Raw genomic sequence first — 14691 nt, forward strand, 5'->3', positions numbered from 1 at the left:
TCACTAGTTAAACCTCAAAATACTAACACATTTAATTTAATTTGTGACAATTTCCGTTGCAGGCCGTTGGCGATCCGCCTCTCGAAGTGGACCGGCTACGCCGGCCCGGGCGAGACCGATGCTCGGAAGGTCGTCCGCGCCATCTTCCGCCGTCGCGACGAGCTCGGGACGATCCTTCGTCGCTTCCTCGACCATAGCGACCAGCACCCTGGCAACCTCGTGGATGACTTCGAGTCGTGGGCCGACGGCGTACCCACCGCCTGGGGCGGCATCTCATCGATCGACCCGCGGATCGTCGCAGCCCTGAATTCGATCTGACCGACGGGCCGTGCTCGTGTGGCCCACCGACGGCCCGCTCCTCTCCCGGCAGCGGGCCGTCGGCGTTCCCGTCCTACGCCGACTCGGCCTCTCCCCCTCGGCCGCTCCCTGGCACGTGGAGGCTTCGCCGCAGGGCTCGTCGTCCTCGTCCTGGTGGTCGCCGACCAGTCGGCCCGGCGGTGACCCCTTGTCAAAGTTAGTGTCCCGGTGTGACCGGGGCTCGTAGAACGCCTCCAGGCCCGGATCAGGCTTCTCGGTCCGTTCCTCTCCCCGATTCTCGGGGCGCATCCTCTGAATCCCGCCGCCCTCGGCCGGCCCGAAGGAAACAGAAGCCAGGCCCTCCTTGGGACAGTACGTTTGGTGATCGCGTCCGCCCCCGAAGGAGCTCGGAGGCGGGCCTCCATGGAGAACCCGGCCACTCCGACGTCCCGTCACGGACCATCCCGCCCCCGACTCGGCTCAAGCCTTGATCTCGAAGATCGCTTCGACCTCAACGGCCGAGCCGGTCGGGATCTGGGCGAAGCCGAGGGCGCTGCGAGCGTGATGGCCGTCGCCGTCCTTGCCGAAGATCTCGTGCAACAGGTCGCTGCACCCGTTCACCACGAGGTGCTGCTCATCGAACTCCAGGGTTGAGTTCACGCAGCCCAACAGCTTCAGCACCCTCAGGCCCTCCAGCGTCCCGTGAATATTCCATACCGAGTTCAGGATCTTGGCGGCACAATCGCGGGCGGCCGCCTTCCCCTCGTCGACCGTCAGCCCGGCGCCGAGCTTGCCCTTGATGTCGCTCACGTGCCCCGAGGTGATCAGCAGATTCCCGGTCCGAACGACCATCGCCAGGTATCCCGGCTCCTGCTTGGTAAAGGCGACCCCGAGCGATTTGGCCTTTTCCTGCCGCGTCATGTCGACTCTCCGTTGAAGGATCCATTTGACGTCATCAGATGCTGGTCCGGCATGAGCTTGCCGTTCACCTGGCCTGCAAGCATTACCCGGCCGGCCGGCCCGCCGGTCGGTCGCGTGCGCAGTTCGGGATCGGCTGGCGACGAACCGAGGCAAAGCGGAGCTCGCACCCCGCGGCGAACGCGACGAGGGGCCGAATGCGTCCGATTCGTGCGGGTGCATCGCCAGGTGGTTCCGACCCCGAGAAGGCGCGGAGTACAGCGGCGTGACAAGTGTATCGCCAACCGTGTAGATTCGGAACGGCTGGTCCCTACGCCGCTGGGGAGGACTTGACCAATCGGGGAACCGCATCGATGGACGATGATTTGGCGTCCGGCTTTCAAGACGTGGACCGTGCCGCGGACTTTGCGGTGTTCTCGAGGTGCCTAACCCTCGTGGATTCGATACCGTTCTTCGCCGAGTGCAAGCGCGAGACCTATGAAGGGCTCGGCGCCGCGCCGGGCCATCGGATCCTGGACGTCGGCTGTGGACTTGGCGACGACGCCGCGGCGCTGGCGAATCTCGTGAGGCCGGGGGGGACGATCGTCGGCATCGACAGCAGTCGGGCGATGATCGAGGCGGCCCGTGCACGACACGGCGGGGTTGAGGGGCTGAGATTCGAGGTCGCCGATGCCGCCGCCATGCCGTTCGACGAGGGGAGCTTCGATGCCTGCCGGATCGACCGCGTCCTGCAGCACGTCGCCGATCCCGCATCGGTGATCCGCGAGATGGTCCGCGTGTTGCGCCCCGGCGGCATGCTGGTGGCATACGACAACGATTGGGAGACGCTCACGGTCGACTCGTCGGAACGCGCGCTGACGCGAGGCTTCCTGAATACCTGGTGCGACCGTTTCCCCTCGGGCTGGATCGGCCGGCGGCTGGTCCCCCTCTTCCTGCAGGCTGGCCTCCGGGACGTCGTCGCGGCGCCGAAGACCCTGGTGCTCCGCGAGCTGGACGTAGCGGACCGGCTTTATTGCTTCTTCGCAACCGTCGAGCGGCTCGCGGAAGCCGGGGATGTCGGCCGGGAGGACGCCGATCGTTGGGCGGAGGGACTGCGTGCCGCCGATCGCGATGGCTGTTTCTTTAGCAGCTATACCGGGTTCCTGGTGCGCGGGATCCGCTATTCGGGCACGTGAAGCTTGGTGAGCCCGTATCTCTTGGCATCCAAGGCTGTCGATTGGCACCTCTGATCCCGGGGCCAGACCCCGTCCTCATAGAGTCCAGCGACATGCAGAGAGAAGAACTCATCATCGACACTGGGAAACGGGCCGGCAGCGACCCCCACCCCGTGGACTCGCGTCGGCGTTCTTCCCTTCAAGGGGGCTTCGGCGTCCGTTACTTGGTGTCGAGTACTCGTCCCAGGACGAAGTCGAACGCCTCGGTCGCGTCGGCGTAGCTCGTCGTGTGGCCCCCCTCCGGCCTGTGGATCAATCGCACGGGGCTTTTCCTCTCCTCCAATCGCCGAGCGAGCCGCAGGGTGCTGTCGGGAGGCACGATCGTGTCGCGGGCTCCGGTCGTCAGCGCGATCGGCATCGTCAGCGTCTCGGCGGCCAGTTCGGCGGAGCGTTTACGGTACTCGTCGGGCCGGTTCTGCTTCGACCCGCCGTACGACGCCATGATCGCATCCTGGAACTGGGTGTACTCCACCAGGTTCGCGGTGCCGTTCATCGACACAACGCCGTCAATCAGGTCCGGATGTAGAGCAACGAACGTCAGGGCCGCCGTGCCTCCCATCGATGCGCCGGAGATCACGAGCTTACCGACCCGGAACCGGCGCCTCAGCTCCCCGATGATCTGGACCATATCGGCCTCGGCCGCCGGCCCCATCCAGGACGTCGTTGCGCGATAGTCCGGCGAGATGTAGATCATTCGCCGTTTCGCGGCGGCGTCGCGCGCGGCCTTGCACTCGTCACGCTCGCTCCTCACGAACTGCCAGCGGTCCGATCCGTGGCCATGCAGCGCGATGAGCACCGAGACCGGTTCCGCCGGTCGAGCACCATCGGGCATCACCATCACATAACGCTGCTCGCTGCCGTCGAGCTTAGCCGTAAACGCCACATCCACGGGTTCGCCCGCAACGGCCGCGGACGACAACACCGCCCCGGAGACCGCGAGGATCCATAGGAAACCAGAGCTACGGAAGGTCATTCGAGAGAGTCCTGCTGTCTTTGGAAAGTCAACGGACAGGTCAAGCCCCGAACAATGCGACCTGGAGATTAAAACTCCGTCACCGTCTGGATCAAGGAACCGGGTGCGTCGGTCCGGCATACCGATGTTCGCCCAGGAGTCGCCTCCGACCTTCTTACATAGGGTTAAGCGGTCATGAATAATTTGCATAGAGAATTGCTGATATACGCCCACACCGCTCCACGGATGATCCTGGCCTTGGCCTCGTACCAACAGACTCGGGTGGCGTAGAAATGCCGCTCCGAACTCCTACAACAATACCCTCCTGTGATAGCCGACAGATCACCACCCTCCCGCTCGTCGACGGGTCGGCCAATGGCGACGGACCAATCGAGGCAATGACACCCGGGTCGTTCCGACGTAATGCCAGAGATGAGTATTGGCCAACAAAAAACCCCGCGACGAGAACGTCGCGGGGTCGTGAGACTTGGGAAATCCCGGAAACCAGGATTCAATCAAATGGGCAGAGCCGGGATCGAACCGGCGACACCAGGATTTTCAGTCCTGTGCTCTACCAGCTGAGCTATCTGCCCGCAACACCAGAACGTTTGAGAGGATAACGATTTCCGGCAGGTGGGTCAAGGGGGACGATCGAGAATCGCCAGGAATCCTTCGAGGTGTCGACAACCCTGTTTCCGTCCCCATCCTTCGGCCGTCGGGATGATGGGCCGTGCGTTCAAAATGAAAAGCCAGCCATGCGGAAGGCACGGCATTCAGACGATCCCCGCATGTCGCTCTCGAAGTTTCGGTCATCGGCACAACGACAAGAGGCATTCCCCTCGAACTTTCGAAGTCGGGACGGCAGCATGTTGACTCCGTGTACGGAGTCATTACAATAGGCCTCGTCCGGTGGAGGTTTGGATTGGGCGCATAGCTCAGTTGGCTAGAGCGCACCCCTGATAAGGGTGAGGTCCCATGTTCGAGTCATGGTGCGCCCACTAAGATAGAATCAGGTACTGAGTTCTGAAGATCGTGACTAGATCGCGAGTTTCAGAGTGCAATACCGGATTCGCCACCTCAACCAAAAAGCCGCCGGGATCGGGAACCTTTCCCCGATCCCGGCGGTTTTTTTTGCTTCGATCGAACGCGATCCCGAGCAGCAAGGTTCGAGGACGTCGACAATCCGCGTCGGGTCGGCGGCGAGGGAAAGCCCAAGGTTGGCATCAAACCTTGGATGCGAAATCACGGCTCGGCTTTGCCATCCCACAGGTTTGGATGAGCGCAGCCCGCTTTGATCAACGCTCTGATCGAAGGTTCAAAGCCTGAAGGGCTCAAGACACAGGGAACAGAGAGAGGAAGGGGCCCGGACTTTGAGCCGTTCTCCCCCGTTAATACCGAGGAGTTCGGCCCAAAGGGGCCCGACATTCTGGGAACCGCAAAGCCTGACGCCGAGGAGGGCGAAGCTTTAGGGAGGGTCGTGGCGAGTCGACGACTTACTCTTCGTCCTCGATCTCGTCATCGGGTTCGAGTTCGTTCTCGTCCTCGTCGTCAATTTCCTCTTCGTCCTCGACCGCCGTGATGGTTTCTTTGACGGCGGCGGAGACGGGAGCCGGGGCGGGACGGGGGATCGAGGCGCCGAGGCCCGGAGCGTTGTCGGGCATGGGCTCCTTGACCTTCTGGAGGAAGTGGGTGCCCTTGCCCTTCGCGGTCAGTTCGGCGGCGCGGGCTTCCGCGGCCTCTTTCTGCGAGTACTCGAACGTCCCCACAGGCTTGAAGGCGTCGTTGGTCACGACCCAGACGATCCGCATCCGAGCGGCGGGCTTCGCCGGCTTTGCTGCCTTCGCCTTCTTGGGAGCCGCCTTGGGGCGCCGTTTCGTTTTCCGTTCTTGGCCATCCTCATCATCGGAGTCTTCGACGATCTCATCCGACTCGTCTTCCATCGGGTCGGGCGGTTCCGCGGCGTCGTTCTGGCGACGAAGTTCGAGGCGATTCAGCGGTTTCCCAGCCATGAAACCGTCCTTCGGCAGAGGGGACCTGGGTGAATGCAAAAGCGATACCCGCGCGCGTCCGCGTGCGGGTCCATTGCCATCATGTTAATCGATGGCCCCTGGCTTGGCTAGCGAGGCCGTCGGGCGGCATTGCTCGTCGTGGAGGTTGAGGAAGCGGCATGGAGCCGGATGCCCTGGAAGGGCGGCCCGCCGGCAACGTCTTGCAACTCGAAGTCGATGTGCTTCAGCAGGTCTTCGGGGTGGTAGGGCTTCGTCAGGTAGTGCTCGATCCCGAGAGCCATGAGGTCCTTCTCATGGTCGCTGAGGATCGCCGCGCTGCAGATCATCACCTTCTGGGTTGGATTCAAGCGGCGGACCTGTCGGCAGACCTCGACGCCGGAGAATCCCGGGAGATTCAGGTCGACCAGGATCAGGTCAAACGGCCCCGAATCGGAGAATCTCTCAACCCCTTCGGGACCGTCGGCCGCCTCGACCAATTGGAACCCTTCTCCGCGGAGGAACTGGGAGACCAGGCCTCGAAGCAGATGTTCATCTTCGACGACTAACAAATGGCCCTGTCGTTTTTCGACCATCCTTCCTCTCCTCCTGAGATGGAACGTCGCGGAGGACTTCCGCAAGGATGTGGTCCCATAGCCTTCGACCCTCGGCCATCCTAGCCGCGTGAACCCCTTGCGCCCACACGAAATCTCCTTTTGGACGGCGGAGTGTACCGCCCCGGGGTATCCCCGCCATCGAAGCCCGGCGCGACCTGGTTCCTGCTCGAAGTCATCGAGGGGGAACGTCTCCTCGATCCTTTGATACGGGCCCCGGGGCGTCGGACGTGTCTCGGGAGCCCCCTGAACGACTCCCTCTAGTCCCTGGCGGTTTGCCCAGCGGCGTGTCAAAATCCTTGGTCATTCATTGCCCGAGGTTCTTGCGGCAGGTCGACAACCGACGTGCCACGCCTTCGCGAGGATTACGCTCATGCTGCGAAAGCTCCTTCGTTCCGCCCTCCCCACACTCGCGCTGTTCACCCTGGCTTCGGCGGCTGAGCCGGAGGCAAAGCCGCTCTTCGACGGCAAGACCACCGAAGGCTGGACGGAAGTCGGCGGGAAGAAAGGGAACTGGCTGGTGGAAGACGGCCTGCTGGTCACAAAAGGAGAAGGTGGCGGTTGGCTGAGCACCAACAAGACGTACGAGAACTTCATCCTCAAGCTCGAATACCGAGTCGGCCCCGGTGGCAACTCCGGGGTCTTCATCCGCTCACCGAGGACCGGCGACCCGGCTTACACCGGCATGGAGCTCCAGGTCCTCGACGATGACCACCCGATGTACAAGGATCTCAAGCCGTTCCAGTACACGGGCTCGATCTACGGTGTCGTGGCAGCCAAGCGAGGCCACACGAAGCCCCCGGGCGAATGGAACCAGATGGAAGTCCACACCAAGGGTCCCAAGGTCGTCATCAAGCTCAACGGAACCGTGATCGTCGACGCCGACCTGAGTGAGCACCCCGAGGCCGTGAAGGCCCACCCTGGCATCCTCCGCAAGGATGGGTATGTCGGCCTCCAGTCGCACTCCGATCCGGTCCAGTACCGCAACCTCACCATCGAAGAACTGAAGTAAGCCCACGTCTTCTCTTGGAAGTTCCGATCTCGAGTGCGCCCCGGTCTTCTCCGGGACGCACTCGAAGCGATTCCCCATCGGATGATCTGTCCCAAACCTCGAAAGCTAGGTTCCCCTGGCTCGCGCGAGTTGTGGAAGGCTTGGCCCGAACCCGCGGATCAAGCCCTGTCGATGACTCAAGTCTTTGCGGGAGTCTCGGCCGACGTTCGACGATCTTTTTCGATCACGCGGTCGGCGTAACTCCACCAACGCGAGGCGTGTTCCTCGTCCCAATTTCGGGCGCAGGCACATCGCGCGAAGGCCTTTTCTAGGGCTCGAGCGTCAACGAAACGGTCGTCGACTGCTTTCGCGAGGCACGTCAGGACCACACGTTCGAGGTCCTCGGGGATTCCTTGCACCAACTCCGAAGGCGGCGTCACCGGGTCTTTCGCATGCGCGATGAGGACTCGGATACCGTCGTCCTTTTCGAACGGGGGATGCCCGGTGAGGAGAAAGTATGCGACCGCCCCGAGCGAATAGATGTCGCTGCGGGCGTCGATTTCGACGTCTCCGGTCGCCTGTTCGGGCGACATGAAGAGCGGCGTCCCCAGGACCTGGCCTTCCCCGCTCAGTTGGGGGTTCTCGGAGCCGGATCGGGCCAGGACGAGGCCGAAGTCGAGGAGCTTGGCGACGTCGTCGATCCCGCCTCGCCTCGAGGCGAAGATATTGGACGGTTTGATGTCGCGGTGGATCAACCCCGCCGCATGGGCCTCGCTCAACGCGCGACAGACCTGGCGTAGCAGGAAGACAACCCGGCCGGCCGGGAGGGGGCCGAAGGTCTCGACCAGGCCCGCGAGGCTCAGCCCCGGGAGGTATTCCATCACATAGTAGTAGGTCCCGTCCTTGGTGCGGCCGTAGTCGTAGATCTCGACGGTATTCGGGTTCGAGAGGGTCGCCGTCAGACGGACCTCGCGTTCGAATCGGGCGATGGCCCTCGGGTCGCCCACGCTCCCCGGGCGGATCAACTTCAAGGCGCACGGACGTTTCAGCAACCGGTGTTCAGCGAGGTAGACCTCCCCCATCCCTCCGGCCCCGATCTGGCGACGGAGATGGTACTGGCCGAGCTGACGCGCCTCCGCCGCCTGTCGACGCAGGCGAGAGATCGCCCGGGCCCCCACTGCCGATCCGACGGCCACGATCGGCAAGGTCATCGCGTCGAATCCGAAGAGGACCATGCGCGGCGTCTCGCTCGAGCGCCACCCCTGCACCAGCCAGCCCATCACCTCGCCATGCCGCAGGAAGAGCACGCCGAGCGTGGCGAATGGGAGGACGGCCATCAGCCCTCCCACCAACGCGGCCCGACGCCAGGTCTTCGGGACATAAAGTCCATGCGTCAGGATCAAAACCGTGGTCAGCAGCACGATGTTCTTCACGGTCAACTGGGCCAGCATCGAATCCCCGCGCAGGGAGAAGAGGAGCACGAGGCGATATTCGACGATCGCGACCCGGCAGCCCAGCACTCCGATGATGCCCATCTCCAGACTCTTCAATCGCGAGAGGGGGATCGCGCATGAACTCGAGAGGACGATGACGATCCCACCGAGCATGACGATCAGCGATCCGTCGAGGGCGTGCAAGAGACGGTCCTCATCCCAGAGAACGACATACCTCCAGAATGTCGCCATGGACAGGAACAGGATGTAGATCATCGGCAACTCGCGAAGTCTCGCCCTGACGACATGCTCGATCTCCGGCGTGGAATTCGGAGGCACACCCGCGACGACGGCCGCCTTTGGCGAAAACCCTCCGGGGCCAGGCCCCTCGAACTCGCGAGCCTCGCCGGTGATTCGCCGCATTCCGGATGGTCGAGGACGCCCCGAAGGATGCCAGCTCGCGGTCGGATTCCGGTTTCCTGCCTTTCCCGAAGCCGGAGCCTTCGGCCGCATTTCGTTCGGTCCCTCGCCCAACCGTCGGGCGACCTCCGACCGAAGTCGACTATCGTCGTTGCACGCCGCCCTCAGCCAAGCCTCGCGCACCGCGGGGTCGACCCGGTTTGCTTTCAATACAAGCTCATCGATTCTTTTATAAAATCGGGATTCCATAATATTTCACCTCGAAAACGATCCCTGGCCCCGCCGAGCGAACCGGAGCACACGGTCGCGGGTGGCACGGAGGCGATTCGATCCGTGCCTGGCGAATGACCCCCGAATACTCGACATTCCCGCCCGTCGCTCCCGACGATCCCACCCGTTCCGAGGCCCGTGGCCTTGATCGACGCAGCATTCTCAAAACAACGACCGCCGTCAGTGCCCACAGAGAAAGACGTCATCGGCTCTCTCGAAAGAATCCACCGACCGGGACGGAAAACTCGTATCCTGCCCAACTTCGAGCCAAGGGGACCAGACTCGTCTCGAACCTACCTCATGAGGCCCGAATGACTCGGCCCGCCTGCCGTCTCTCTCCAAGTGCTCCCATTCGTGAGGAGGTAACCATCAGCAAGGCCCCACGCTCATCCGGCCATCTTGAGCGTGAGGGTACTCGGCCGAAGTGCCCTCCTTTCGAAGAACTGCGGCCTGGAATGTTCATGGCCAAACGGGAGGGATTCGCGACACCCCCAGGGCCCAAGGTGCCGAAGCCCAGACACCACCCCCAATCTCCGGGCGAGTTTTAAAACGTGATTTCACAATAAACACTAAGTTATTCACACAAATTTAATATTTTATATAATAAATATTAAAATTCTCGTTCCCATGGTCCCCGTGGGATTGCCGTCTGGGGCGCCCTGCGTCTTGATTCTCGATCTCGGAAAGGCCCCGGAAACCTTCAAAGCGGACCAACCGGTTCACATCACAACTCTCGGTGCGACCCCTCTCCGGCGAGAACGACCCGAGCGAAAAGGTCTCTCCTCCCCATGGCACGGTTGCACTTTAGAGGCGGGAAAACAGGACGCAGAGCGTCCAAGACGGCATTCCCACGGAGAACTTGGGAACGAGCGTCCTGACACTCGGCTTCTTGTGGATTATTGACAAGGTAACCGCGAAAACAAGGATTTTGGCTGTCAGGACTTATGGGAGATGGATCGTCGTTGAGGACAGGAAATTCGAGCGTTTCGGCATCGATATTATATAAAAAGTAATTTACCATATAAATTCTTAATATTGTTGCAATAAAATCAAATCCACATTCTATAAGTATTTCAGACATCCCGTGAAAGACTTGACCGAGAGCTCGGCCTTCCTTAGGTCTCGGCTTGTTAAGGATGATTTCGCAAGAGAGATTTCGCCACCCTTCACTTGCGCCCCGACCACTCGACCGGTAAGCTCGACCAGTGATCGTCCGAAGCTTCCGTTAACGACAGGATCCGTGACGCCAACGAGACGGAGAGGCATCCCAAACGGCAATCCGGCCGACGTAGGCGAACGACGACGAGGACCGCAGAGTCAGGGACGTCGAGGCGAGAGTGACGATGACCCGAGGGACATGACGGCGAATGACGACCTTCTCCTGGCACGCGATCAAGACAGGGAAAAATGGGCCCGGTCCTCGGAGCCGGCATGGCTTGGTCTATGACCAAATCGCTCGGGCGACGATCCTTTTCGGGGGCGTGGTCTACGACGACGAAGATTGGCACCTACAGTCGGACACGTGGGAGTTGAGGGACGAGCAATGGTCCCCAGTCGACGTGTCCGCTCCGCCTCGGGCACGACACCGAGGTGCGATGGTTTTCGACGAGCACCGCGGCGTATCCGTCCTGTTCGGCGGCCAGGCTGACGACGGTTCCCTGTTGGGCGACACGTGGCTCTTTGCCAACCGTCGATGGCGGCGCCGGAGACCTTGGTCCTGGCGTCGACCGGAGCCTCGATGCGGCCATGCCTTGGCCTATGATGAGCCATCGGGGCTGGTCGTCCTATTCGGAGGCGTCGGGAGTGGCGACCGAGCCCTGGGCGACACCTGGGTCTTCAACGGCTCCTCGTGGCGATTGGTCGGTGGTCCGCAACCGCCGGCCCGCCGTTATGCCGCGTTCGCCTACAATCCGACTATGGGGGGATGCCTGCTCCACGGGGGTTCTTCCGACGACAGGGGAGCGGTCCAGTTCGGCGAATGCTGGCTTTTCCGCGAAGGGACCTGGACGAAGATGCCTCGCGGATTCGAGACCGACGTCCGCGACGACCACGGCCTGGGCTACCATCGCTCGGCGAAGATGATGGTCATGCTCGAGGGCGTAGGAGGATCCCGAGGGATCCTGACGAGTTCCCTCAGCGGCTGGAAGCCTGCGACCTGTCACCCGCTCCATCCCCGACACCAGTGCTCGCCGATGGCGTGGGACCCTGGCCTCCACGGCCTGGTCATCCACGGCGGAGAGGCCTATCACGAAGGGCCGCAATCCGCGACCACGCTGGTCCTGCGCCAATCGTCAACGATATGAAGCCCAGAAGCCCTATCGAGAGCACGAGCCTCAGCCCTGCGGCTCGACGGGAGGGCTCGGATTCGTTGAGGCGTCGGAGGGCTTGAGCTTGGCCTCGGCCGCTCGAGTCGCCGGGTGATCGGGGCCGAGGATCCGCCCCGCCTCGGCGACGGCTTGTCGGTAGTAATGTTCGGCCGCCGCGGAAAGCCCCTGGTCGTGTTCGACATCCCCCTGGTTGGTCAGGGCGACGATCCGGTCGGGGTGATTTGAGCCTCGGGCGCATTGGATGTCGTGTGCGTAGCGGTAGGCCAGGTCTTTGGCCTCGCGAAACTGCTTGCGTTCCCGAAGAAGTCGGCTGAGGAGGTAGATCGACCGCAAAGTCTGCGGATGCTCGGCCTTGAAGACTCGGGTCCGGTCCTCGACATTCTGCCGGAGGGTGGCCTCGGCCGCTTCATGCTTGCCGAGGTGCCAGAGCACGGTACTCAGGCGTTCTCCGGCGTCGAGCGTGATCGGTTCGTCAGGCCCGAGCGCTCGTCGACAGCGGTCGAGATTGCCTCGGAGCAAGGTCTCAGCCTCGCCGGAGCGGCCCGTACGATCGAGGAGCGTCGCGAGCAAGTTCGTAGCCCGGAGGCCGGTCCGACCGTCGGGGCCATCGGCCTGAGTATTCAAGCGGATCGCTGAGCGGAGTTGGTCCTCGGCCTGCCGGAACTGGTCGAGGGAGAGATACGCGCCCCCGATGGCGGTACGGACCTGGGCCTCGACGTCCGACTGCCCGTCGAGCCAACCGCCGAGGGTTGCGGCGGTGTGGTCGAGCAACTCGCGAGCGGTCGGGTTCTGCACCTGGGCGTTGAACTCGGGATCGGCCCGGACGAAGACGCGCTGGATCATCAGGTCGACGACGGCGTCGGACCGGGCCCGCTCTCGGACGGCTTCACGCCACTTCCAGGTAACGCCCGTGAAGCCGACGATCAGGAACAGTCCCGCGAGCATGGCGGTCGCAGCAAGGGCGGGGTTGCGTCGCGCCCACATCCAGGCGCGAACGCGAGTCCCCACCGGCCTTGCGACAATCGGTTCACCACGGAGCCAGCGAGTCAGGTCCTCGGACAGGGCCAAGGCGCTGGGATAACGTCGGGCCGGATCCTTTTCGAGGCACTTCCGGCAGATCACCTCGAGGTCGCGAGGGACCCGGGGATTCAGTCGAGACGGTGGCTCGGGAGACGTGGTGCGGACCAGGTCGAGTGTCTCGATCAGGCTCGACCCCTTGAAGGGGGCGCGACCGGCGAGCAGGGCGTAGAGGATCGTCCCCAGGCCGTAGACGTCGGTCGCCGTCGAGACGGCGACGCGGCCGCGGGAGGCCTGCTCGGGGGCCATATACGACGGAGTACCGACCAGGATGTCGGTCCTGGTGATCTCGACGTCGCCATCCAACCGCTTCGCGAGGCCGAAATCGGTGACGTGGGGGGCCCCCTGCTCGTCCAGTAGGATGTTCGCCGGCTTCAGGTCGCGGTGCAGAATCCCTCGTTGGTGGGCGTGGTGGATCGCCTCCGCGACCATCGCGACGAGCTTCGCGGATCGCTTCGGATCCTGGGCGAACTCCTCGAGGCGAGCGTCCAGACTCCCTCCGGAGATCAGCTTCATGCTGAAGAAGTGCCGACCCCGGCGACTGCCAACTTCGTAGACCGGGACGATTTGGGGATGGTCGAGATGAGCGACCGCCTCGGCCTCATTCTGGAAACGGAGCTGCTCGGCCTCGGACGCGAAGCTGTCGGAGCGGATGACCTTGAGCGCCACGACCCGGTTCAGCGAGATCTGGTGGGCCTCGAAGACGATCCCCATCCCGCCCGAGCCGAGGAGTCGGCGGACTTCGTACCCGGCCGACTCGAGGTCGGCAAGTGCCTCGGATCCGAGTCCGACCCGATCCCGGTGGGGGCCGGCGCGGCGGACCAGTCGAGTTTCGCTCTCGCCGTCGACGTCTTCCGACCCGGCCAACTCGGTGTCGGGAGATCGGAAGGCACTCTCCGCAGGTCGGTCGCCCAAGGTACGGAAGACGGAGTCGACCACCTCGCCGAGGTCGGAAAATTGTTCGCGGTATTGCAAAAGGTCGGGAAGCTCCCCGCGACGTTGACGGTATTCGAAGTCGAGGATCAGGAGGTTGCGGAAAAGCGGCTCGCGGCACTCCTGCGAGACCCCGTCCAGATAGGTGGCGAGGTCGGGTTGTCGCCCCGCCCGGCACTCGTCTTCGAACTGATCGCAGGCCGCGTCGATCCGGATGAAGGACGCCAACGGGACAGCAGGCCCGTCGACCTCGGGGCGTCGGTTCATCGCGGACTCTCCTCACTCCAGATGGCGCGGATCAGTTGCAGCTTGCGCTCGACCGTCTTCGTCGACACATCCAAGGCTTCGGCGATCTCTCGGGTCGAATCCCCTTCCAGCCGACGCAGGGCCACCGTGCGGAGCGTCGGCTCCTGGAGCCGGTCGAGGAAGCGGTGGTAATCGTCGGCGAACAGGGCCACTTCCTCGGGCGTCGGCTCGCGACTCAAGACTTCGGCGAGGCCCAGTCCTTCCTTATCCGTGTCGGTGAAGAACGCGGACTCGCCCTGCACCCGAGTCCCCCCCCGCTTCTGACGGGTCTGATGGCGAATCGAGTTCACGGCCTTGCGGACCGTGATCGCGGCCAGGAGCCTCCAGAGATCGTCCCGGCCGCTCAACTCGGGGAACTGACCTCGCGCAGCGCGTTCGCAGAAGCTCTGGAACGCGCTCAGTGCGACATCTTCCTCATCGAACGACCGCCGCGTGTGCGTCGGCAGCCTCGATCCGGCCAATCGGACCAAACGTTCGAAATACCGATCCCATAAGCGATGGACGTCCGACCCATCACCCGCCTTGACGCCATCGATCCATAACGTGACCGAGTTTTCCTGAGGCACGTCGTGTGGCTCCCTTCCGGACGGGGGGGAAAGCCGGGAATCGTCGGAACGCCTCGACGCTCCGGCTCAAACACATTCCTCCGGCCAGACCTGCCCTTCCAAGCTTCCGAGACGGGCTGGCCAAACATCACGACGACGCGCGACAACATCGATTGTCGAGGCAGAGGTTCCTCAAATCAAACGAATACGTCACAAGCGACCATCCGTGACACCTCGACAACCACATCTCTGTCTCCAACCACTCCGGAATTGTTGGCCCGAGCGGCCATTTGACAATGGCCCCTCACGCAAATGTGTCGCGGGGAGCAGGGGTTCACTTCGATTCATCGAAGGAATGAACCTCGCAACCGAAATCTTATTTCCATTCTATCACATTCACATTTTTAGA

At 62.9% G+C, this 14691-nt stretch carries 11 protein-coding genes and 2 tRNA genes; 5 read left to right on the forward strand and 8 right to left on the reverse strand.

What is annotated here, in order from left to right; genetic code table 11:
* The first annotated feature begins 66 nt into the window (after positions 1–66).
* Positions 67–318 carry a hypothetical protein gene (locus ACYOEI_RS26095; RefSeq protein WP_462852569.1) on the forward strand — a complete coding sequence of 84 codons (252 nt, stop codon included), beginning with the start codon at positions 67–69 and terminating at the stop codon, positions 316–318.
* Between the two features lie 459 nt (positions 319–777).
* Here the strand turns inward: ACYOEI_RS26095 and ACYOEI_RS26100 are convergent, their stop codons facing one another.
* Entirely contained in the window at positions 778–1218 is a 441-nt protein-coding gene (locus ACYOEI_RS26100; protein WP_462852570.1) for a RidA family protein, read from the reverse strand.
* Positions 1219–1568: 350 nt separating this feature from the next.
* On the opposite strand from ACYOEI_RS26100, the gene ACYOEI_RS26105 reads away from it, so the two are divergent.
* Positions 1569–2390, forward strand: coding sequence for a methyltransferase domain-containing protein (locus ACYOEI_RS26105; protein WP_462852571.1), 822 nt, complete (start codon positions 1569–1571; stop codon positions 2388–2390).
* 199 nt (positions 2391–2589) lie between these two features.
* Here the strand turns inward: ACYOEI_RS26105 and ACYOEI_RS26110 are convergent, their stop codons facing one another.
* Together ACYOEI_RS26110 and ACYOEI_RS26115 are read right to left on the reverse strand one after the other, a co-directional pair.
* A complete protein-coding gene (locus ACYOEI_RS26110) occupies positions 2590–3402 on the reverse strand; it encodes an alpha/beta hydrolase family protein (protein ID WP_462852572.1) in 813 nt (270 codons plus the stop codon).
* A 499-nt stretch (positions 3403–3901) separates the two neighbouring features.
* Positions 3902–3974 (reverse strand) — tRNA-Phe (locus ACYOEI_RS26115).
* 331 nt (positions 3975–4305) lie between these two features.
* Between ACYOEI_RS26115 and ACYOEI_RS26120 the strand changes: the two genes are divergently transcribed.
* Positions 4306–4379: transfer RNA gene (locus ACYOEI_RS26120), tRNA-Ile, on the forward strand.
* 495 nt (positions 4380–4874) lie between these two features.
* Here the strand turns inward: ACYOEI_RS26120 and ACYOEI_RS26125 are convergent.
* Entirely contained in the window at positions 4875–5390 is a 516-nt protein-coding gene (locus ACYOEI_RS26125; RefSeq protein ID WP_462852573.1) for a hypothetical protein, read from the reverse strand.
* A gap of 107 nt (positions 5391–5497) precedes the next feature.
* Positions 5498–5962 carry a response regulator transcription factor gene (locus ACYOEI_RS26130; RefSeq protein ID WP_462852574.1) on the reverse strand — a complete coding sequence of 155 codons (465 nt, stop codon included), beginning with the start codon at positions 5960–5962 and terminating at the stop codon, positions 5498–5500.
* 391 nt (positions 5963–6353) lie between these two features.
* Between ACYOEI_RS26130 and ACYOEI_RS26135 the strand changes: the two genes are divergently transcribed.
* Positions 6354–6992: a 3-keto-disaccharide hydrolase gene (locus ACYOEI_RS26135; RefSeq protein WP_462852575.1), complete on the forward strand. Its 639-nt coding sequence runs from the start codon at positions 6354–6356 to the stop codon at positions 6990–6992.
* Between the two features lie 176 nt (positions 6993–7168).
* Here ACYOEI_RS26135 and ACYOEI_RS26140 read toward each other — a convergent pair whose 3' ends face one another.
* Positions 7169–8827 carry a serine/threonine-protein kinase gene (locus tag ACYOEI_RS26140; RefSeq protein WP_462852576.1) on the reverse strand — a complete coding sequence of 553 codons (1659 nt, stop codon included), beginning with the start codon at positions 8825–8827 and terminating at the stop codon, positions 7169–7171.
* 1634 nt (positions 8828–10461) lie between these two features.
* Here ACYOEI_RS26140 and ACYOEI_RS26145 point away from each other — a divergent pair.
* Positions 10462–11397, forward strand: coding sequence for a Kelch repeat-containing protein (locus ACYOEI_RS26145; protein WP_462852577.1), 936 nt, complete (start codon positions 10462–10464; stop codon positions 11395–11397).
* Between the two features lie 30 nt (positions 11398–11427).
* On the opposite strand, the gene ACYOEI_RS26150 is transcribed toward ACYOEI_RS26145, so the two are convergent.
* Complete coding sequence (locus tag ACYOEI_RS26150) at positions 11428–13698, reverse strand: serine/threonine-protein kinase (RefSeq protein ID WP_462852578.1); 2271 nt, start codon at positions 13696–13698, stop codon at positions 11428–11430.
* Complete coding sequence (locus tag ACYOEI_RS26155; RefSeq protein WP_462852579.1) at positions 13695–14303, reverse strand: ECF-type sigma factor; 609 nt, start codon at positions 14301–14303, stop codon at positions 13695–13697. Before ACYOEI_RS26155 ends, ACYOEI_RS26150 begins: the two co-directional genes overlap by 4 nt.
* Positions 14304–14691 lie beyond the last annotated feature (388 nt).

Source organism: Singulisphaera rosea (genome assembly GCF_054877945.1).

Excerpts from the sequence above, each read along its gene's own strand:
- ACYOEI_RS26100 (WP_462852570.1), bottom strand. The coding sequence starts at position 1,218 with ATGACGCGGCAGGAAAAGGCCAAATCGCTCGGGGTCGCCTTTACCAAG.
- ACYOEI_RS26105 (WP_462852571.1), top strand. The coding sequence starts at position 1,569 with ATGGACGATGATTTGGCGTCCGGCTTTCAAGACGTGGACCGTGCCGCG.
- ACYOEI_RS26110 (WP_462852572.1), bottom strand. The coding sequence starts at position 3,402 with ATGACCTTCCGTAGCTCTGGTTTCCTATGGATCCTCGCGGTCTCCGGG.
- ACYOEI_RS26125 (WP_462852573.1), bottom strand. The coding sequence starts at position 5,390 with ATGGCTGGGAAACCGCTGAATCGCCTCGAACTTCGTCGCCAGAACGAC.
- ACYOEI_RS26130 (WP_462852574.1), bottom strand. The coding sequence starts at position 5,962 with ATGGTCGAAAAACGACAGGGCCATTTGTTAGTCGTCGAAGATGAACAT.
- ACYOEI_RS26135 (WP_462852575.1), top strand. The coding sequence starts at position 6,354 with ATGCTGCGAAAGCTCCTTCGTTCCGCCCTCCCCACACTCGCGCTGTTC.
- ACYOEI_RS26140 (WP_462852576.1), bottom strand. The coding sequence starts at position 8,827 with ATGCGGCGAATCACCGGCGAGGCTCGCGAGTTCGAGGGGCCTGGCCCC.
- ACYOEI_RS26145 (WP_462852577.1), top strand. The coding sequence starts at position 10,462 with ATGACGACCTTCTCCTGGCACGCGATCAAGACAGGGAAAAATGGGCCC.
- ACYOEI_RS26150 (WP_462852578.1), bottom strand. The coding sequence starts at position 13,698 with ATGAACCGACGCCCCGAGGTCGACGGGCCTGCTGTCCCGTTGGCGTCC.